General features: G+C 38.8%; 18 protein-coding genes. 7 read left to right on the forward strand and 11 right to left on the reverse strand.

The genetic code is table 11. The features are described 5' to 3' along the window. Nucleotides 1–42 precede the first annotated feature (42 nt). The 5 genes from K333_RS0103975 to K333_RS0103995 are packed head-to-tail and all read right to left on the reverse strand — an operon-like array spanning nucleotide 43 to nucleotide 6,536. Nucleotides 43–651 carry an AbgT family transporter gene (locus K333_RS0103975; RefSeq protein WP_024989373.1) on the reverse strand — a complete coding sequence of 203 codons (609 nt, stop codon included), beginning with the start codon at nucleotides 649–651 and terminating at the stop codon, nucleotides 43–45. Next, a complete protein-coding gene (locus tag K333_RS0103980) occupies nucleotides 648–1,373 on the reverse strand; it encodes a DUF5932 domain-containing protein (protein ID WP_024989374.1) in 726 nt (241 codons plus the stop codon). The genes K333_RS0103975 and K333_RS0103980 overlap by 4 nt, the downstream gene beginning before the upstream one ends. Then, the gene (locus K333_RS0103985) at nucleotides 1,355–4,783 is read right to left on the reverse strand and encodes a sensor histidine kinase (protein ID WP_238314290.1); all 3,429 of its coding nucleotides are present in this window, start codon (nucleotides 4,781–4,783) and stop codon (nucleotides 1,355–1,357) included. The genes K333_RS0103980 and K333_RS0103985 overlap by 19 nt, the downstream gene beginning before the upstream one ends. Before the next feature lie 37 nt (nucleotides 4,784–4,820). Beyond that, nucleotides 4,821–5,492, reverse strand: a complete 672-nt coding sequence (locus K333_RS0103990; protein WP_024989376.1) for a bifunctional 4-hydroxy-2-oxoglutarate aldolase/2-dehydro-3-deoxy-phosphogluconate aldolase — start codon at nucleotides 5,490–5,492, stop codon at nucleotides 4,821–4,823. Between the two features lie 21 nt (nucleotides 5,493–5,513). Beyond that, on the reverse strand, nucleotides 5,514–6,536 hold the full coding sequence (locus tag K333_RS0103995; RefSeq protein ID WP_024989377.1) for a sugar kinase: 1,023 nt from the start codon (nucleotides 6,534–6,536) through the stop codon (nucleotides 5,514–5,516). A gap of 285 nt (nucleotides 6,537–6,821) precedes the next feature. Here K333_RS0103995 and K333_RS0104000 point away from each other — a divergent pair, with 285 nt between their 5' ends. From K333_RS0104000 to K333_RS0104020, 5 genes are read left to right on the forward strand one after another with little or no spacing between them, the layout of a single operon-like run. Next, nucleotides 6,822–7,886 carry a LacI family DNA-binding transcriptional regulator gene (locus K333_RS0104000; RefSeq protein ID WP_027452363.1) on the forward strand — a complete coding sequence of 355 codons (1,065 nt, stop codon included), beginning with the start codon at nucleotides 6,822–6,824 and terminating at the stop codon, nucleotides 7,884–7,886. 4 nt (nucleotides 7,887–7,890) lie between these two features. After that, a complete protein-coding gene (locus tag K333_RS0104005) occupies nucleotides 7,891–9,183 on the forward strand; it encodes a Na+/H+ antiporter NhaC family protein (RefSeq protein ID WP_024989378.1) in 1,293 nt (430 codons plus the stop codon). A 9-nt stretch (nucleotides 9,184–9,192) separates the two neighbouring features. After that, nucleotides 9,193–9,891, forward strand: coding sequence for a hypothetical protein (locus K333_RS0104010; RefSeq protein WP_024989379.1), 699 nt, complete (start codon nucleotides 9,193–9,195; stop codon nucleotides 9,889–9,891). Nucleotides 9,892–9,908: 17 nt separating this feature from the next. Beyond that, nucleotides 9,909–10,595: a glycoside hydrolase family 25 protein gene (locus tag K333_RS0104015; protein WP_024989380.1), complete on the forward strand. Its 687-nt coding sequence runs from the start codon at nucleotides 9,909–9,911 to the stop codon at nucleotides 10,593–10,595. 35 nt (nucleotides 10,596–10,630) lie between these two features. After that, on the forward strand, nucleotides 10,631–11,695 hold the full coding sequence (locus tag K333_RS0104020) for a zinc ribbon domain-containing protein (RefSeq protein ID WP_024989381.1): 1,065 nt from the start codon (nucleotides 10,631–10,633) through the stop codon (nucleotides 11,693–11,695). Between the two features lie 58 nt (nucleotides 11,696–11,753). Here K333_RS0104020 and K333_RS0104025 read toward each other — a convergent pair whose 3' ends face one another. After that, nucleotides 11,754–12,434: a DnaJ domain-containing protein gene (locus K333_RS0104025; RefSeq protein ID WP_024989382.1), complete on the reverse strand. Its 681-nt coding sequence runs from the start codon at nucleotides 12,432–12,434 to the stop codon at nucleotides 11,754–11,756. Between the two features lie 132 nt (nucleotides 12,435–12,566). On the opposite strand from K333_RS0104025, the gene K333_RS0104030 reads away from it, so the two are divergent. Next, entirely contained in the window at nucleotides 12,567–14,285 is a 1,719-nt protein-coding gene (locus K333_RS0104030; protein ID WP_024989383.1) for a bifunctional metallophosphatase/5'-nucleotidase, read from the forward strand. Nucleotides 14,286–14,287: 2 nt separating this feature from the next. Beyond that, nucleotides 14,288–15,145 carry an NAD(+) diphosphatase gene (gene nudC / locus K333_RS11895; protein ID WP_051230865.1) on the forward strand — a complete coding sequence of 286 codons (858 nt, stop codon included), beginning with the start codon at nucleotides 14,288–14,290 and terminating at the stop codon, nucleotides 15,143–15,145. A 33-nt stretch (nucleotides 15,146–15,178) separates the two neighbouring features. Here nudC and K333_RS0104040 read toward each other — a convergent pair whose 3' ends face one another. From K333_RS0104040 to K333_RS0104065, 5 genes are all read right to left on the reverse strand, one after another. Next, nucleotides 15,179–16,078 (reverse strand): TIGR01212 family radical SAM protein, encoded by a 900-nt coding sequence (locus K333_RS0104040; RefSeq protein ID WP_024989385.1) that lies wholly within the window; start codon nucleotides 16,076–16,078, stop codon nucleotides 15,179–15,181. Nucleotides 16,079–16,117: 39 nt separating this feature from the next. Next, nucleotides 16,118–17,140 (reverse strand): glycosyltransferase family 2 protein, encoded by a 1,023-nt coding sequence (locus tag K333_RS0104045; protein ID WP_024989386.1) that lies wholly within the window; start codon nucleotides 17,138–17,140, stop codon nucleotides 16,118–16,120. A 2-nt stretch (nucleotides 17,141–17,142) separates the two neighbouring features. Beyond that, nucleotides 17,143–18,501 (reverse strand): tRNA (N(6)-L-threonylcarbamoyladenosine(37)-C(2))-methylthiotransferase MtaB, encoded by a 1,359-nt coding sequence (mtaB, locus tag K333_RS0104050; RefSeq protein ID WP_024989387.1) that lies wholly within the window; start codon nucleotides 18,499–18,501, stop codon nucleotides 17,143–17,145. A gap of 235 nt (nucleotides 18,502–18,736) precedes the next feature. Next, nucleotides 18,737–19,288, reverse strand: a complete 552-nt coding sequence (locus tag K333_RS0104060) for a 30S ribosomal protein S16 (protein ID WP_024989388.1) — start codon at nucleotides 19,286–19,288, stop codon at nucleotides 18,737–18,739. A gap of 112 nt (nucleotides 19,289–19,400) precedes the next feature. Continuing rightward, nucleotides 19,401–20,054, reverse strand: a complete 654-nt coding sequence (locus tag K333_RS0104065; RefSeq protein WP_024989389.1) for a lipocalin-like domain-containing protein — start codon at nucleotides 20,052–20,054, stop codon at nucleotides 19,401–19,403. Nucleotide 20,055 lies beyond the last annotated feature (1 nt).

A 20,055-nucleotide genomic window follows, 5' to 3' on the forward strand; every position in this document is an offset into this window, starting at 1 on the left:
AAATGTATCAACAGCGCAAGACTACGCTGTTATATACATTATTTATGGAAAGTTCACAGAGAACACGAAACCCAAGGAGTATAATAACTGACACAACACAATATAAATGATAATAAGCGGGCTTCCCCAACCCAAACCTATGGTCATAGCTTCTACTACATCCTCTACTCGCTTGAGATTACCACTCACAGCTCCGAAACTCACGCTCATTGCACTAACGGTAAAAGTAACAACCGGCACAATACTGCGCGAGAAACCACTTGGAAACAAGTCACCGCTCACACTCAACAGAATGGCATGAGGAACAGCTGTAAGCAGAGTCATAATAATAATAGAAATAAATAACTCTAACAGGACTAGTTGTATGCCTATACGCTGACGGTATTCATGACGGTCGAAGTGCAATATTCTGCTCCTGACAACGGCACCATACGTGATACAGCATAGAATAATCCATACCAATACCGGGGAAGCTAAATCGTCGACGACACCTCCAAAATACCATCTGATACCTTCACTACTTAATAAGGACAGCATGTGAACATTCGGCACCAGTGAGGTAATAAGCCACGAACCAAAGATTACCACAAGCTGAATGATTGCCAGCCAGATGAAAATCCATGAAGTGATGTGATAATATCGTTGTTTCACTCTTCGTCAGGTTGTAGATTGTCGATATCTAAAATACGAAGTTCCAAAGCCTTAACCACCAAACGTGTAGCATTCACGCCAACACCTCCATTACCATCAGAGAAGAGTTTCTGAACTAATTCATTCTGACGTTTTTCCAGACTTTTTACACCAAAAGGCATACCACGCAGATTCGTAATCTGTTCCTTAGTATAGCCTAAAGCAAGATGACGCAGGAATCGTTCATCATATTCATCAATCTCATAATTGACAAGAGCCTCCTGACGGAGTATCTGATTGTTAACGCTCTTTTCGAAACGCTCAACAATTTTCTGTAGAATCGGTTGATTGAAAACGAGTTTCTTACCGCCCATACAACTGGCCACATCACCACGCGTAAGGAGTTCTCCACTTTTCAATATGATACCATCACAACCGGCATCAAGTACATCTACCCACAATTTCTCGTTTAATATCTCACCTGTGAATATCAATACCTTGACATTAGGATATTTCTCCTTAGTATTACGGCAGATTTCTACACCTACCGTTGTACTACCTCCCAAGCCTAAATCGAGCAGCACCAAATCTGGAAGTTGTTGATTGATAAGTTTCCAATATGCCACTTCACTATCCGCTGTTCCCACAATTTCGGCTTCAGGTATATCATTACGAAAAATACCTTCTGTACCTTTCAACTCTAAAGGAACATCTTCTACAATAATTACTTTAAATTTTTCCATATTCTTTTTGGCATTATTATTTCTATTTCAACGGTAGAGGCACGGCGCACAGCTTGTATACCACAGGCTCTGAGATTGGTTATCTCGCCCACCTCTCTGATAATTTGCTTACATAGCAAGAATCTAATATCACACGTCATCGGCGTAAACAATAAACGGCACTGATCGTCAGTAAGCAAAAGCCGATTTGATCTCTGAGAAATGATAACGTATCTATCATCCTTATCCTCTATCTTTGCCTCACAGAGAAGACAACCACACACTTTATTAAGTATTTCGAAAAGATAAAGTATAAGGTCTTTGTCATATTTTATATTGCCCTCTATCTGACGCATGGCCTGAGCACTGAGAAGAGTGTACAGTTCTTTGTAATATTCTGCTACATCTTTAATGACAGAGATATCTTTAGCATCTAAGGTAATAAGTTGTCTAATCCTCGAAGGATAGTACATCGTCTCATGCTTCAATGTGGATAGACAATTTTCCAGCACGCTATTGCTGATATGCAGTCGAGCATTCTCATAATCTACACGCCGCAATTCATCACGGGCCAGGGTCATCTGATTCTTTTGATGATTAGTGACGGCAATATTGTTTTTGAGCGCATCCCGTATTTTATCAATCAAAGGATTCAACGATGCTGTATTGACATCACCAGTTACTGAGGAACGTGTATGAGGTGACCATATCTGATCAATCTGTTTCAGTTTGTTCTCACTCGTTTCTGACTTCAGTAAGATATCGTTCACACCATTGACCTTCTCCACACAATATTTGAAAAAGATTTTATGGCGATAAAAAAGAAAGTAAAATGCAACAGGAATCAAAAGCAGAACCAATATCAACAACACAATGGCCACAATACGAGAATTCTCTGCCTGTTGCATGGTACGCACGTATGAAGCGAGGGTGTTATCGGCAGAATGTTCGCGGAACAGTAAGGTGTAAACGGAATTATTGTAATGGTACAAATCCCATTTATGTAGTGCTAAGGCAGCTACCGCACTCTCGTTCCTAATATCAAGAATAATATTATAGTTTACCTTGACACTATCGTGAAACCAGATAATCTCGGAAGGTACTCCCGAAGATGATTCCTTGACCATTAGATGACGTCCCTTAGGATGCTGACTCAAATAAATAAGGTTAAGATATTTACGGGCTGAGTCTGCCATCACAAGAGTACGTTCATAAGTACCCTCGATATTACTGAAATATGCGCTGTCGGCAAACAGTGCTGCCTTCTTACCGTAATCGGATATACCTTTCGCCATACTGTACATGCTTGTCATGACCATACACAGTAACAATATGAACCGAACAAAACCTTTTGGCAACCGAAACCTGAATATGGAGCCTTGACCATAGTGGCTTTCAGCAAAGATTTCACACACCGAAAACAGGGAACTCACTTTTTTATATTTCTCTATGATTCCTTTACAGTTCAGTAATCCAAAGCCATGCGACTTCTGTTCTTTCGGAACATTATTGATTTGTTCATCAATAATAGGCTTGCGGTCGAATATATGACTTACTTGTTCTTCTGTCATTCCCTCTCCTGTATCGGAAACGCTGATCTCCACATATTTTTCGGTTGATACGGCGTCTATAGTTATCTTACCACCCGCAGGGGTAAACTTTTTGGCATTGTCAGCAAGGGTGTTGAGCATAAAAAGGGTCAACGTCTTATCTGCCTTGACCACAACTGGGGTATCATGGACATCAAGTTCCAAATTCTTAAGTTGGAAGCTCATTCTGCCCTTCTTTACAATATCGAACAAATCTTGTAACTTGAAACTTTCGATATTCAGGTTCAATTCTCCTTGTCGGAGTTGAATCCACTGAGTCAACACATTATTATAATCATTAATCTTATCTGTAAGTTCTACAATATAATCGTAGCGTTGTTTCTTAGTTTCTTCTGATTCCTGACTGTTACCTAGACGAGCCACCTCGTTAAGCATACGGTCTATAAACGGGGTAACTTCATTCACTAATTGTATTTTAGCACGCTGCTCTAGATTTCGCTTTTTATTAGCCAACATATGAATCTGTGCAACTTGGATTTGCTCATCAATCTCCTCAAACTTGTCATTCACTTCGCGAGACTCTTGTAGATTCTGCTTCATCCATGTATGCAAAGGCTCCAACAATTTATTTAACGTAAACTGTAAATCATCATTCTTACGTAATCTACTAAACCAAAAAAGTAGTACACACAACAGAATAATTGCTACAGCGACTGCAAGAAGCATCCAGTTAAGTTGGGAAGTACTTTGATTAAGAAGTTCGGCACGAGCTTCCAACTGTCGATCCTGACGAGTCTGCTCTTGCATATCAAGATAGATGTTACGATTATAATCACTCGAGGCCTTATCGTTAAGAGCAGAATAGCTCAAACTTAATTGTTCACGAATGGATGCCACAAGGTCGGGTGCCTGAGAAATGGCTTTATTTCTGTTTAGGGCATCTCCAAGACACGAAATCGCAGACCGATAGTCGTGAATACTCCAATAACATTCTGCCAAAGTACGATTCGCACCTGCTGTCTGATAAACATCACCATACTGACTGAATAAATATAAAGCACGCTCAGCTAAATTCCCTGCAAGAAGTTGATCGGGCATCTGATCGGTGTTTATATATTTTATTGCAGGAAGATTATTCTTAAGCAAAAGATCCAGTTGATGAGGACTATTCAGGTGCTCACTCATTGCTTGAAGGGAGTTCGCAGCCCAAAAAGGATATCTATCACCGGCCAGCAAATAACATTTCAGTAGGTAATCAAATTCTGAAAGACATACTTCATCGGCTGATTCTCTAATAATAGCACCACCAGAACCAATATTATACAAATAGTTAAGATACTGGGCCGTATCTTGCTCTACTTCATTAGGATCGATAGCCTTTAAAGATTCTCTAAAAGGCTTATACAAACCTACATAATAATAGTAGGTGGCTGTAACAATATTAAATTCAGACTGAGCATAAAGTAATCGTTTACGCAAATGCTCAGAAAGTGTATTCTTCTCTTCGTTAATTCGTTTCAATCGGCTCTGTGCACGCTCATGATATACATAAAATTCCTTGTTTCGAGATTCTCGCTGACAAAGACGCATCATCTGTACATCAGCTATGAACTGCTCTATTTGATTATCTGTGATAGACTCGGCTTGTATCAATATCTTGCGAGCACCTATGTAGTCCATTCTGATAATGCTCACAAAAGCTAAGTTATTAAAGGCCTCAGCCTGACCTGCATCGTAATCGTTGGACAACTGTAATGCTTTTAGTGCATAGAAACGTACTGAATCTAAATCCTGATAATGATACGCATAAGATTTAAGATTCAGCTCATCCACTTCATCGCGATGCGATGGTGAACAAGCCGAAAAAAATGTGAGTGCCATTATCAACATGATAATGATACTCACAATATGAGGAGTTTTAAGCTCTTGCTTCTTTAATATATCCAAGTGCTTCCACACATTTATCGGTGATTGCTTTCCAATTCTTGGCAACAATCACTTCCTTTGGAAATAGTTTACTACCCATACCTACACAAAGCACACCAGCCTTAATCCACTCTGTGAGGTTCGCACGCTCAGGAGAAACGGCTCCTGTTACCATAATATTACTCCAACGTAATGGACCTAATACGTTTTTTACAAACGAAGGACCACCAACATTACCTGCTGGGAATACTTTGGTGATATCACAACCCGCAGCCTGGGCATTGCTCATCTCACTTACAGAACCACAACCAGGAGAATATGGTACTAAACGGCGATTGCATACTGATGCTATCTCTGGATTGAAATTTGGTCCAACAATGAAGTTGGCTCCAAGTTGTAAATAAAGAGCTGCTGTAGGAGCATCTACAATAGTTCCTGCACCGAGTATTAAATCTGGGCATTCACGAACTGCCCATTTTACTAACTCACCAAAGACTTCATGAGCGAAGTCACCACGATTCGTAAATTCGAATACACGAACTCCACCATCATAACATGCCTTTATAACGTTTTTACAAATATCTAAATCGCTATTGAAGAATACAGGAACCATTCCCGTATCTTTCATTGCTGTAATGACCTGTACTTTATTGAATTTTGCCATGACTTATATTCTTTTATCGGTTTAACGCTGTACTCGACCATTAGCATTACCACCTGCAAGACTTTCCACTTCGGATACACTTACCAAATTGAAATCACCTGGAATGGTATGCTTCAAGGCTGATGCTGCTACAGCAAACTCAAGGGCTTCACCTTGTGTCTCTTTAGTGAGCAAGCCATGGATAAGACCACCGGAGAAACTGTCACCTCCACCTACACGATCAATAATAGGATTGATATCGTAATGCTTACTTTCGTAGAATTCCTTACCATTATATATAAGGGCTTTCCAACCATTATTTGAAGCAGAGATAGATTCACGGAGTGTACTTACAACATACTGGAAACCAAACTCTTGCATCATACCTTTAAAGATATTATAATAGCCAGAGGCATCGGTCTTACCACCTTCAACATCGGCATCTGGTTTAAAACCTAAACATAGTTGAGCATCCTCCTCGTTACCAATACAAACATCAACATATTTCATTAAAGGGCGCATCACAGAAATTGCCTTCTCTGAAGTCCACAACTTCTTGCGGAAATTCAAATCCACTGAAATTGTCACGCCATGATGCTTTGCTGCCTCACATGCTAACCTCGTTAATTCTGCAGCCTTATCACTGATTGCTGGAGTAATTCCGCTCCAATGAAACCACTGCGCATCTTCCATGATAGCATCAAAATCGAAATCAGAAGGCTCTGCCTCTGCTATAGAACTATGTGCACGATCATAAATCACCTTAGACGGACGCATCGAGGCTCCTGTCTCTGCATAATACAATCCCACACGTTCTCCACCACGGGATATATATTGGGTATTCACGCCATAACGACGCAATGCATTTACTGCTATCTGCCCAATTTCATGAGAAGGTAGTTTACTTACAAAGTATGCCTCATGCCCATAATTTGCTAAACTCACAGCTACATTAGCTTCACCTCCTCCCGGAATAATCCGGAAATGATCACTCTGAATAAAGCGATCGTTGCCTTCTGGAGACAGACGAAGCATTATTTCGCCTAATGTTACAATTTTTGCCATTTTTCTAATTCGTTTTATATTTCGTTTATCATAGATTATTTTCATCGTTTGCTTCCATTCGCAAAAGTAACGATTTATTTGCTAATCACGAAACAAATTGCAAAAAAATTGGAGAAAAAGAGCTGGAAAGACAAAAAACACACATTTTGCAACACTTTTGGGGCTGTGTATTCGCACAATTCGACTTTATTTTATATATTTGTGGTCGTAAACATATAATGTGTGCGGACACAAGCGACCTAAAACCATTGAGGCACGCAAGGAGCACAACAAACGCTTAGAAATATGGCTTCAAAAATTAGAATCAAAGACATTGCCGAAAGAGCTGGTGTTTCTGTAGGCACAGTGGATCGAGTTTTACACGATCGCCCTAACGTCTCAAAACCTGCAAGAGAAAAGGTTGAGAAGGCATTAAAGGAAATGAATTATCAGCCTAATATGTATGCAAGTGCTCTTGCATATAATAAGGAGTACCATTTCTATCTGTTGGTGCCCAAGCACGAACACGAAGCCTATTGGGAGGAAATAGAAGAAGGCGCAAAGAAATGCGAAGACACTCGTCGTGATTTCCATATCGAGGTAGACATTAAATATTATCAACGATTTGATGATTCTTCTTTTGAAAAACAATTCTATAGTATACTAAACGAGGAACCAGACGGTGTGGTCATTGTACCTTCAACTCTAGAGGAGACTCGCAAATTCACAGATAAACTACATGAGCAGAACATTCCTTTCATCTTGCTCGACTCATATATGCCCGACTTGAAACCTTTATCTTTCTTCGGACAAGATTCCTTCTCTAGTGGTTACTTCGCTGCTAAAATGCTTATGCTGATTGCATCTAAAGAAACTGAAATCATGCTCATGAAACAAACCAAAAATGGATTAGTAACCAGTAAACAGCAAGATAATCGTGAGGTGGGCTTCAGACATTATATGCATGACCATTTCCCGGAAATCAAAATTATAGATCTGCAACTTCCTGTAGACGGTAACCGCAGCGAATACACTAAAGCTTTGGAACAATTCTTTAAGGAACATCCAGCTGTTCATCACGGCATAACGATGGGATCAAAAGCGCACATCGTCGGAGAGTATCTTTTGAAATCTAACAAAAGAGATGTACAGATGATGGGATACGATATGGTGAACAAAAACGCAAATTGCCTAAAAGAAGGTAGCATATCTTTCCTTATCGCTCAGCATGCTTATCAGCAAGGATACTCATGCATAGACACTCTCTTCAAAGCTATTGTCTTAAAGAAGAAAGTCAACCCGGTAAATTATATGCCTATAGAACTGTTGAGTAAAGAAAATGTCGACTTCTACAGACGCACACAGTTATAATAGAATGAGTAACAAAAAAGGATTCTTAGCTTTATCGCCATTGATAGTTTTAATGTTCTTTATCGCCATGTTTACAATATATTCTGTAGACAAAACGGATAATGAACCTAATTTGAGTCTATCGGTAGCATTTATGATATCAAGTATCTATGCTATCATGATCACTGGTGGTATTCCTGTAAGAAAACGTATTGACACTTATAGCAAGGGAGCTGGTTCTAGCAACCTCATGCTAATGTTATGGATATATGTTCTGGCTGGCGCTTTTGCAGCTTCTGCCAAGAGTATAGGTGCTATTGACGCCACCGTAAATCTAGCTCTCAACTATCTACCTACAGAAATGATTATGCCTGGACTATTTTTGGCTGCTTGTTTCATTTCTATTTCGATAGGAACAAGCGTTGGCACTGTTGTGGCTTTAGTGCCAATAGCAGCAGGCATCGCAATGTCCACAGGTAACAGTATACCTCTGATGACGGCAACCATTGTTGGAGGAGCATACTTTGGCGATAATTTATCTTTCATCTCCGATACTACCGTTGTGGCAACACAGACCCAAGGATGCAGGATGAGCGATAAGTTTAGAGTAAATGCTCAGATTGTAATTCCAGCAGCAATTATCGTTCTAATTATTTATTCTATCATAGGCTCCGGGACACAGCAACCTCCAGAGATTGCCAAAGTAGAATGGATAAAAGTGATACCATATTTTATCGTATTAATTACGGCCATTTTGGGGAAGAATGTGATGGCAGTCCTTTCTTTGGGCTTATTGTTATGTGGCATCATAGGGATTGCGAACAAAGATTTTTCTATCTACGGATGGTTTGGTGCTATGGGAGACGGTGTCCTTAATATGGGAGAACTCGTAATTATTGCTATGATGGCTGGTGGTATGTTGGAAATCATACGAAACAATGGAGGTATAGACTTCATCATAGAAAAACTTACCGCACATGTAAATAGCAAGAAAGGTGCAGAACTCTCTATTGCGGCATTGGTCTCATTTGTAAATATCTGTACTGCTAATAATACGGTGGCTATTTTAACTGTGGGCAGTATCTCAAAACGAATTGGAGACAAGTTTGGTGTAGACAATCGTAAGGCAGCCAGCATCCTCGACACATTCTCTTGTACTATACAAGGTTTAATACCGTATGGTGTCCAAATGTTATTGGCGGCTGGTCTTGCCAAAATAAACCCAATAGATATCCTACCCTATTTATATTATCCGATGGCAATAGGCGTGGCTGCACTTTTATCAATCATATTCAGATATCCAAGAAAATTTAGTTAAAGAAAATTTATGAATTTCATACAGAGAAACGTATTCAAAAAACTCAGAATCCAATATTTCAATTCGGAGGAGTCTTTGGAGCCTATGACAAATTATAAGCTACAGAAACTAAATCGATTATTGAATAATGTAAAAGGATCATCGACAACAGAGGCGGAGATGACGAATCCTTTCTTGCACAAGAAATTTATAAAAATACAAACCGATGAACATCATTCGATAGATACTTCTGTAGAAACAATTTATCTCTTACGAATCATCGTGACTAATGTGCAAACCATGCTCAATTTAGATATAAACCTAAAAGGCATCATACAGATTGGTCAATACTTACGAACAAGAGGAGATAAAGTAGATTTTGTGAAACTAGAAGATTGGCTGAAGAAGCTTCATATCAGCAGAATCGCTCAATTACAAGGAAGCATTCTTATCCTATTTTTCGGTTTTGAGATGGACGAAATTCCTTTTGTACATCACATAGAGAAAGATGCATACAAGATGACACTGAAAGCACTTCACCAAACTGTAGAAGAAGCCACCAGAGAATGGAAATTCCAGCAAAGTGAAGCAGGATTAGTACATACAACAAATGGAACCTTTAGAAAGAATATTAACCATTGTATACGCTATTTCAAATATGCACCAATAGAATCGACTAGTAATTTTTTACATAATTTTACATCGTCTCTTTCCGAGATTGAGGAATAATGCGTATCTTTGCCAACATGAATAGAATCATCATAATTCTTATAAGCCTTTTTACATTCATTGGCGTTCGGGCCCAAGTAGAATGTGAAGATACTTGTGGACATGTCCACGGCATAGATTTAAGCCATTATCAAGGAAATGTATTTTGGGAAACTATTGGCGATAATGGACATATACATTATGTGTATTTGAAGGCCACAGAAGGAGGTTCTCGCGTTGACGATAAATATAAATCAAACATTGATCTAGCTCATCGATATGGCTTAAAGGTTGGTTCTTATCATTTTTATCGTGCAAGAATTCCACAAGAAGATCAATTAAAAAATTTTATGGCCCAATGTAGACCTAGCGATCAAGATCTAATTCCTATGATTGATGTAGAAACTAAAAGTGGGCTTGGTGTCGAAGAATTCTGTGACAGTCTGTTTAAATTTCTTCATTTAGTCGAAAAATCTTATCGGCAAAAGCCATTAATATATACAGGAGCCAATTTCTACGACCATACTTTGGCTGGTAAAATCGATAGTTATCGCCTCATGATTGCTCAATATTCAAGAAAAGAGCCTAGACTTATCGATGGAAGAGACTTTGAAATGTGGCAATACACAGGAAAAGGTCATCTAAATGGCATAAACGGATATGTCGACAAAAGTAGGTTCATGGGACAACATCGACTGAAAGAAATCAGGTTTCGACATCGATAAAGAGAAAGTTTACAGTAAATTTAATACAAATAAATATGGCAATTATTAAATGTCCTGAGTGCGGTCACGTAGTAAGTGACAAAGCACCATTTTGTCCAAATTGCGGTGTAAAGATTGCAGGCAATCCTAATATTTTGGAAACACAAGATATGAAGGAACCTATCAAACCAATCGTACCGCCAACTATTCCTAACACACCTCATCAAACTAATAACAATTCAGCACCTAAAAAAAATAAAAGTGCGATTTATGTTGTTTCATTCTTCATAGCTTTAGTCGTGGTTGGAATAGGATATTATATGTATTCTTCTGCACAAGATAACAAAGAAAATGAAGCCTATGAATATGCAATGACTAGTACAGATCCTGCTGTCTTACAAAGTTATCTGGACACCTATAAGGATGCTCCTACTGCACATCTTGATTCTATACAGGCTCATCTTGCTCTTCTTCAACAAAACGATCAAGATTGGACTAATGCTCTTATGAGTAATTCTAAATCTTCCCTTGAAGCATATCTCAACAGTCACCCTAATTCTCAACATCGCCAAGAAGCCCTGAACAGAATTGATTCTATAGACTGGAACGTTGCAGAAAGAGAAAATAGTATTGAGGCTTTTGAAACTTATCTTCAGGAACATCCTGCAGGCGGACATATAGATGAGGCTCGCGATAACATCAAAAAGGCTAAATCTAAAGACTTACAGCCTCAAGAGAAGCAGATGATCAGTTCTCTATTCCGCAGATTCTTCCAAAGTATCAATTCTCGTAACCAGGATAGACTGACAGATCAAGTAGAAGACGTAATGTCTAGTTTTCTAGGGAAAAGTAGTGCAACAAAGAGTGATGTTGTAAGCTTTATGAATAAAATATATAAGGATGATATTACTAATATGAATTGGCATATTAATAATGATTATCAAATCAAGAAGCGAGAAGTCGGAGATGAGGAATATGAGTATCAAGTGAATTTCTCTGCACGTGAGGACCTCACCAGAACAGATCCTTCAAAAGAGACAGAAGCACACTTTAAAATCAATGCAACAGTATCTCCAGAAGGAAAGATTAGTTCTTTCAACATGATTAAAATTCTTGAATAGAAAACCAATTAAGATAACATAAAAAAGGTCGATAGAAAAATTTTCTATCGACCTTTTTTTATCCTTGCTGCATTTCTCTTAACAAACTCTTTTGATGCTCAGTAAGTCCTGTCGGTAATTGCACATGATAACAAATAATCAAATCACCCTGCACACCATTACTACCAACTCTACCTTTACCTCTCAATCGAACCTTAGTGCCCTCTTGAGTTTCTGGTTTAATCTTTAATTTTACTTTCTTACCATTCGGTAATTTAACAATAACATCACCACCAAGAAGAGCTGTATATAAATCTATCGTTACCTTCGATTCTACATCGCCATCATCTTGAGGTGTCGAATACTGAGAGCCAAATCCACTTGATGCATGAAAGCGAGGACCAGCACCACCAAATAGATCCTGGAAGAAACTAGAAAAGCCACCGCCACCATGACCGAAAGAAGAGAAATCAAATCCCTCAAAAGGATTTCCTCCTCCCCCACCAAATCCAGAGGCATTTTCATAAGCATCAGCATTACGCCACTGCTCACCATATTTATCATATTTTGCTCGTTTCTCCGGGTTTGAAATCACATCATAGGCCTCATTCAGAGCTTGGAACTTAGCTTTTGCCTTAGGATCATTCGGATGAAGATCCGGATGAAACTGTTTTGCTCGTTTACGATATGCTGATCGAACATCCTTTTGAGGGATATTTTTATCAACACCTAGAATCTTATAATAATCTATAAATGCCATAATACTTTCCTTATATTTCTATAAATCATCTAGCAAAAATCATACCAAAAACACAAAGATATGGAAACTTAGTTCAAAATTAGGTTATATCAACCATCTTTTGTATCTTTGCAATAAAATAGACATATTAATATGAAAAAGTTCATTTCTGTGCTATTTATGGCACTTATTTTAAATGTACCTATCATGGCACAAAAGACTGTCAAACTGCGTATCATCGAAACTAGTGACGTTCACGGTAGTTTCTTTCCCTATGATTTTATCAATCGTACTGACAAACCTGGTTCCTTGGCCAGAGTGAATAGCTATGTAAAGAGCTTGCGTAAAAAATACGGAAGGAATCTGATCCTATTAGACAATGGTGATATTCTACAAGGACAACCTACATGCTATTATTATAATTATGTGGATACAACAAGTACGAATATAGCAGCAGATATCATCAACTATATGAAGTATGATGCTGAAACAATGGGAAACCATGATGTAGAAACAGGTCATGCTGTATACGATAAATGGATCAAGGAAGTGAAATGTCCAATGCTTGGTGCTAATATTATCGACAATAAGACAAATAAGCCTTATCTTCCACCATATAAAATCATAGAACGTAATGGAGTGAAGGTTGCAATATTGGGTATGATCACACCAGCTATCCCTAACTGGCTACAGGAAAACATCTGGAAAGGACTAAGATTCCAAGATATGGTAAGTTGTGCAAAGTACTGGATAGACTACCTCAGAAAAAACGAGAAGCCTAATGTCATTATTGGTCTTTTCCACAGTGGAGAGAAAGGTGGTATAGAAACACCAGACTATGTTGAAGATGCTTCTATAAAAGTAGCTAAGGAGGTTCCTGGATTCAACTTGATTCTTTTTGGGCATGATCATACACGCCACTGTGAAACAATAACGAATAATGCAGGACAAAAGGTCGTATGCTTAGACCCAGCAAACAATGCTATCTCTGTCGCTGATGCAGAAATTACAATAAAGGATGGAAATGTTGATGTAAATGGTAAACTCGTTGACATCACCTCGCAACCTATTGATCAGAAGTTTATGGATTACTTCAAGCCCCAAATCAAAAAGGTTAATGATTTCGTAAACAAGAAGATTGGTAGTTTTGAGACTCCTATTTATACTCGTGAGAGTTTCTTTGGCAACTGTGCCTTCACCGATTTCATTCTCAACCTTCAACTTCAGATTACAGGGGCTGACATTTCCTTTAATGCCCCATTAAACTTTGATTCTAAGATCGATGCTGGAGATGTAAGAGTTAGCGATATGTTCAATCTCTACAAATTCGAGAATCAATTATATGTCATGAAACTCACTGGTGAAGAAATCAGAAAACATCTGGAAATGAGTTATGATTTATGGGTGAACACTATGAAATCTCCAGAGGATCATCTTTTGCTACTTGATTTGAACAAGGGAGACAACCAACATACTGGTTTTAAGAACTTTACCTTTAATTTCGACTCTGCTGCCGGAATCGACTATGTCGTAGATGTCACCAAACCTAATGGCGAGAAAGTAAAGATCCTAAGAATGAGTAATGGTAAACCTTTCGATGAAAAAGCATGGTACAAAGTTGCTATAAACAGTTACCGCGGTAATGGTGGCGGAGAGTTACTAACCCGTGGCGCAGGAATACCAAGAGACAGCTTAGAGAGTCGTATCATCTGGAGATCAGAACGTGACCAACGATATTACTTGATGATGGAAATCGAAAAGATGGGAACCGTTAATCCCCAACCTAACCACAACTGGAAATTTATCCCAGAAGCTTGGACAAAGCCTGCTGCAGAAAGAGACTATAAAATACTTTTCCCTAAAGCTAAATAACAATGACATATTGGTTTATTTTTTGCAAAACGGACATTCTGCTCATCAAACAAGATGAGCAGAATTATACTATTCCTCTTAGCGAGGAATGCCCTATTAAAATTCATCCATGGACTCACATCATGAGTACCTCCCCTATGGAGGATGGTACAGAAGTAAGAACTCTCCGTATTGATAACCCTTCAGAAGGATTACAGATTGCTGATAATTGCAATATTAAAAAAGAGCAATTAGAACAATGCCCTCTTCGACAATCGTATTATAAGTTACCTACAGATTTATATGATAAGGCCGGCAAATGTCAGGAACTTATCTATTGGGATACCAACACTCAATTCTGTGGTGTCTGTGGAGCCCCTATGAAAATGCATACAGAAATTTCCAAGCGATGCACGAATTGTGGAAAAGAAGTTTGGCCGCAATTAGCAACTGCTGTTATAACTTTGATACACAAAGGAGATGAAGTTTTACTCGTAAGAGGGAAAAACTACAGGTCTAAATTCTATGGATTGGTGGCCGGATTTGTTGAAACTGGCGAAACCTTAGAACAAGCTGTACATCGTGAAGTTATGGAAGAAACAGGCATCAATATTACAAACCTAAGATACTTTGGCAGTCAACCATGGCCATATCCAAGTGGAATCATGATAGGCTATCATGCTGATTATGTTTCTGGCGATATTCACATACAGAAAGAAGAACTGACCCAAGGTGCATGGTTTACCCGTGAAAATTTGCCCACAATACCAGAGCCACTAAGCATTGCAAGGATGCTCATCGATGATTGGCTCGGAAAAGACACTGCACAAGGAGTAAGCTTAAAAGATCAAAACAAAGAATATATATTAAAGAACAAATAAATACACCTTGTTGGGGTTAACCAACAGGTGTATTTATTTATCCCCATATACCTCTTTTAGTTTATTATTCAAAATATTGGTAAATTCATAATTCTTCAGTCCCCACTTTGGGGCAATCAGCAATTCTGGTGGTGACTGACTGACAAATCGCTCTAATACTAAGTCTTTACGTAATTTCCCAATATAGGCAACTATCAAATCTATATATTCTTCTACGGTATAAACATGAAAAGGATGCGCTTCGTATTCCTGAGCAAGTTTGGTACCCCGAATAATCTGCATCTGATGAATCTTAAGGATATCAAGTGGCAAAGAAGAAATAATCGGAGCCTGTCGAAGACTTTCTTCAGCATCTTCCCCTGGTAAACCTAATATGATATGTCCTCCTGTAAGCAAGCCACGATTATGAGCTTTCTCAACAGCTAACCTGCAACATTCAAAATTATGTCCACGATTGATTCTAAGTAGAGTCTCATCATTAGCACTTTCTATACCATATTCTATCAGTACAAAGGTTCTCTTATTTAACTCTGCAAGATAATCCAACAACTCATCACTAACACAATCAGGACGCGTCCCTATCACAATACCAACGACATCTTCTACTCCTAAAGCTTCTTCATACATCCTTTTTAAGTCTGAAAGAGGAGCATAAGTATTGGTATAGGCCTGGAAATAAGCAAGATATTTCATATCCGGGTACTTACGCCCGAAGAATTCCTTTCCTTTCTCCAACTGCATAGAAATTGACTCATGGCGATGACAATAACTAGGATTGAATGTCCGATTATCGCAATATATACAACCACCCGACGAAATCCTACCATCCCGATTAGGACAAGAAAAACCTGCATCAATAGAAATTTTCTGCACTCGATAAGGAAACTGTTCCCTTATCCAACTTCCGAAATCTTTATAATATTTATTATCCAAATTCCTTTATTGCTATTTGACAACATCACTGTCGCACTATTAAAGAGGTAACTGATTATATTTTTTATGCCCCTTGGCATAATACTGCCATAAGATTGAATATCTTTTTCTACAATCAATCCCCTTATCCATACGATGACTTTGTATTCTCAAGCGATCTTTCCTGAACTCTTCTTTCCATTTTCTAAAAGCCTTACGAGCCTTAAAGATAGCTTTAAAATTCCCCAGGTTTCCATTCAATATTAAGGTTTCGAATGCAGCGATATAATCAAGAAAATATCTTACTCTCATAACATGCTTCAGTTCTCTATCTGGGAGATTCTTATATAACATCGTCAGATTATTACGGAAGTTCAAGTAGGTCTTCATTGGATTTGCCTTAGGCAAAGTTCCACCTCCAACATGATACGCTTTACTTTCTGGAATACACACTATTCTGCGTCCCATCAAATTCAACCGCCAACATAAATCAATCTCTTCATTATGAGCAAAGAATCTTCCGTCCAAGCCCCCAACCTCATGATAATCTTTTGACCTAATCATCAGGCAAGCTCCTGTCGCCCATGTTATGTCAACAATATCATCATACTGTCCTGAATCCTTTTCTACTACATCGAAGATACGCCCTCTACAGAATGGGTAACCATATTTATCTATAAATCCTCCTGATGCACCAGCATACTCAAAACTGTCCTTATCATACTCCGAAAGGAGTTTAGGTTGGCATGCTGCAACTTCTGGATGCGAATCCATATATTTAATTAAAGGATTCAACCAATGAGGAGTTACTTCAACATCGCTATTCAACAAGATATAATATTCAGCTTCTATATGTTCGAAGGCTTTATTATATCCCTCTGCGAAACCATAGTTCTGCTCAAATACTAAGGTCTTAATCTGTGGATAACAGGTCTCCAACATATGCATACTACCATCTGTCGAGGCATTATCAGCTACCCAAACAGAAGCATCAGAAAGAGAGTACTCTATCACACTAGGAAGATACTTCTCAAGCATCTTCTTTCCATTCCAATTTAATATAACAATAGCAACTTTATCCATCTCTATCGGATGATTTCACATTTCAAAGCCGATTTATCATGATTGAATCCAACTAGTTTCACACGAATGATTTCGTTGTCATATTCCTCACGTGCCTCTTTTGGAGAAAGTTCTACTCGTATGTAGTTTTTGGTAAAGCCATGCATAGCCTTTCCTTTACTTGCTTTCTCGAAGAGTACTTCGGCCTCCTGACCAATATACTGAGCATAGAAATCTTGTGTCTTATGTTCACTCAATTCCAAGAGTCTATGACTACGTTTTTTACGCTCCTGATCTGTCACAACATACGGAATAGACAAAGCACTCGTACCTGGACGTTCACTATAAGGGAATACGTGTAACTGGGTAACAGGAAGAGAATTAAGGAAATCATAGCAATTCTCAAAATATTCCGGTTTCTCTCCTCTACAGCCTACCATGACATCTACTCCGATAAAGGCATCCGGCATTTTCTCTTTGATGAGATTTATCTTATGGGCAAAGAGTGCAGTATCATAACGACGATGCATTAACTTCAACACTTCATCACTACCACTCTGTAATGGTATATGGAAATGTGGCATAAAAGCACGACTCTGTGCGCAATATTCGATAAGTTCATCGCTACAAAGATCAGGTTCCAAACTAGAAATTCGGAATCTTTCGATTCCTTTAACTTGATCAAGAGCCTTTACAAGGTCGATGAATTTCTCATGAGTAGTTTCGCCAAAGTCTCCAATATTGACACCCGTGAGAACGATTTCCTTACCGCCCTCTGAAGCTGCCTGTTCAGCCTGTTCCACCAATGATGCTATACTTGGATTTCTTGAAAAGCCACGAGCATATGGTATGGTACAATATGTACAGAAGTAATTACATCCATCCTGTACTTTTAAGAAATACCTCGTACGATTACCACGAGAGCATGAAGGCTGGAAGGTCTTGATATCCTTAGTTTTCACACGATGGAACTCATGTAAATGGTCTTTCTCCTCAGTACCCTTTTGCAGAGATGATGTCCATGCATCATTCAAATATTGTACTAGATTAGCTTTTTCATTACTACCCAATACCAAATCCACACCATCAATCTTAGAAATTGTTTCTGGTTTCAATTGAGCATAACATCCTGTAACAACAACAAAAGCTCCTGGATTTTCTCGTACCATATGATGTATCACGTGTCTGCATTTCTGATCAGCAACATCTGTTACCGAACAAGTATTGATCAGACAAATATCTGCTTTCTCACCCTTCTCTGCCGTCACCACTCCCATTTCCTGAAGTGCCTTTGCGAAAGTAGAAGTCTCTGAGAAATTTAGCTTACAGCCTAATGTGTAATATGCGGCCTTTTTACCTTGAAATGCGCTTGTATCTATCATATTGCAAAGATACATCAAAAAATCGAAATGGCAAATTTTCTATTTATATTTTGCAGTTGCCAGAATAAAAGCATAACCCAGATATCATTTGGAATCCATCTGATTATAACTTCTAGAAAATCAAACATTTATCTTTTCCGCAGATGTATACAAACAGAAAAGTCACGATAACCCAAGCAATGAATTATCGTGACCATACCTTTTATAGTCTGCCTTAAGCAAACTAATCTGAAGATTAAGCCTCAGCTGGTGCCTCAGCCTCACCCTCTGCAGGTGCAGCCTCTTCAGCAGCCTTAGCAGCTTCAGCCTCTGCCTTAGCAGCAGCCTCAGCAGCCTTCTTCTCAGCTACCTTCTTTGCAATTGCTTCATTAATCTTCTTTTCAGCCTCGAGTTCCTTTGCAGCAGCATCCTTCTTAGCCTGTGTCTCTGCATCGCGAACAGCTACATTCTTCTGATCCTTAGAAGCTTTCCAAGCGTCGAAACGCTTCTGAGCCTCAGCCTCATCGAATGAACCCTTCTTGACACCACCACGAAGATGCTTCATCATATAAACACCTTCGCCCTTAAGAATGTTACGAACAGTGTCTGTAGGCTGTGCACCACACTCTACCCAGTAAAGTGCGCGATCGAAATTCAAATCTACAGTAGCAGGATTGGTGTTAGGATTGTAAGTACCAATCTTCTCAGTAAATTTACCATCACGTGGTGAGTTAACGTCAGCGATTACGATACGATAGAAAGCATAGCTCTTACGACCGCCACGCTGCAATCTGATTTTTGTTGCCATTTTAATATAATTTAATTAGGTTTGAATTTTATGCATCCAACTCGTGAATGCGGGTGCAAATTTACATGTTTTTATTTGAAATCTTTTCTTTAATTCCTTAAAAATCAACAGATTAATTTTTATTAACTATTCTAACCAGTTTTAATCCGCATTGTAATCCATCATAACCGCTCAAAATAGAACCAAGTGTATTTGCTGTGCTATTTCCGGTAAGGGCACCTACTGTTTTGGCATACTTAAGCAGTTTACTGGCATCCATCACGATCAACAAGTCTTTGCCATCAATCTGAGAAATACACGAGAACTGACCAGCTCCTCCCATATAGGTGAGTATCAAATGCTGCCCTTCTACCTTGTAAGTACCTGTTGCTTTCTTTGTACCCACTTGCTGTGCAAAATTACCATTCTTGTAGAAGGTCATCTGCATACGTCCTTTAGAGAGTCCTATTTTATTGAACTGATTCTGCAACTTTTTCTCAATGGCAGCCGAAGCAATCTTGCCACCTAGATTTTTAAACACATTAGCGTCAGACAAGACAATAGCTGGCTCTTGATAACTCCAAGTTCCCACTAACTTATCAGCAGTGGCTACCTTCTTGCTATTAAAGATACTTGTAATAGCACTCTTAGTAGATGATGCATTGTCGCCAGACATAGCTTGAGCGGCACTACTGAGCACATCGCCCAAACTTACCTGTGCATGAGCTTGAGCTCCACACATCAATGCGAAAGCCACGAAGGCTACACGAAGAATATTCTTTCTCATT

The organism is Segatella albensis DSM 11370 = JCM 12258 (assembly GCF_000426565.1).
In the GTDB taxonomy this organism is placed as follows: domain Bacteria; phylum Bacteroidota; class Bacteroidia; order Bacteroidales; family Bacteroidaceae; genus Prevotella; species Prevotella albensis.

What these genes read in the sequence shown, in the direction of transcription:
- K333_RS0103990 (WP_024989376.1), bottom strand. Translation starts at nt 5,492, where the DNA reads ATGGCAAAATTCAATAAAGTACAGGTCATTACAGCAATGAAAGATACG.
- K333_RS0103995 (WP_024989377.1), bottom strand. Translation starts at nt 6,536, where the DNA reads ATGGCAAAAATTGTAACATTAGGCGAAATAATGCTTCGTCTGTCTCCA.
- K333_RS0104015 (WP_024989380.1), top strand. Translation starts at nt 9,909, where the DNA reads ATGAATAGAATCATCATAATTCTTATAAGCCTTTTTACATTCATTGGC.
- K333_RS0104005 (WP_024989378.1), top strand. Translation starts at nt 7,891, where the DNA reads ATGAGTAACAAAAAAGGATTCTTAGCTTTATCGCCATTGATAGTTTTA.
- K333_RS0103980 (WP_024989374.1), bottom strand. Translation starts at nt 1,373, where the DNA reads ATGGAAAAATTTAAAGTAATTATTGTAGAAGATGTTCCTTTAGAGTTG.
- K333_RS0104000 (WP_027452363.1), top strand. Translation starts at nt 6,822, where the DNA reads ATGGCTTCAAAAATTAGAATCAAAGACATTGCCGAAAGAGCTGGTGTT.
- K333_RS0104025 (WP_024989382.1), bottom strand. Translation starts at nt 12,434, where the DNA reads ATGGCATTTATAGATTATTATAAGATTCTAGGTGTTGATAAAAATATC.
- K333_RS0104010 (WP_024989379.1), top strand. Translation starts at nt 9,193, where the DNA reads ATGAATTTCATACAGAGAAACGTATTCAAAAAACTCAGAATCCAATAT.
- K333_RS0104045 (WP_024989386.1), bottom strand. Translation starts at nt 17,140, where the DNA reads ATGGATAAAGTTGCTATTGTTATATTAAATTGGAATGGAAAGAAGATG.
- nudC (WP_051230865.1), top strand. Translation starts at nt 14,288, where the DNA reads ATGACATATTGGTTTATTTTTTGCAAAACGGACATTCTGCTCATCAAA.
- K333_RS0104020 (WP_024989381.1), top strand. Translation starts at nt 10,631, where the DNA reads ATGGCAATTATTAAATGTCCTGAGTGCGGTCACGTAGTAAGTGACAAA.
- K333_RS0104060 (WP_024989388.1), bottom strand. Translation starts at nt 19,288, where the DNA reads ATGGCAACAAAAATCAGATTGCAGCGTGGCGGTCGTAAGAGCTATGCT.
- K333_RS0104065 (WP_024989389.1), bottom strand. Translation starts at nt 20,054, where the DNA reads ATGAGAAAGAATATTCTTCGTGTAGCCTTCGTGGCTTTCGCATTGATG.
- mtaB (WP_024989387.1), bottom strand. Translation starts at nt 18,501, where the DNA reads ATGATAGATACAAGCGCATTTCAAGGTAAAAAGGCCGCATATTACACA.
- K333_RS0104030 (WP_024989383.1), top strand. Translation starts at nt 12,567, where the DNA reads ATGAAAAAGTTCATTTCTGTGCTATTTATGGCACTTATTTTAAATGTA.
- K333_RS0103985 (WP_238314290.1), bottom strand. Translation starts at nt 4,783, where the DNA reads ATGGCACTCACATTTTTTTCGGCTTGTTCACCATCGCATCGCGATGAA.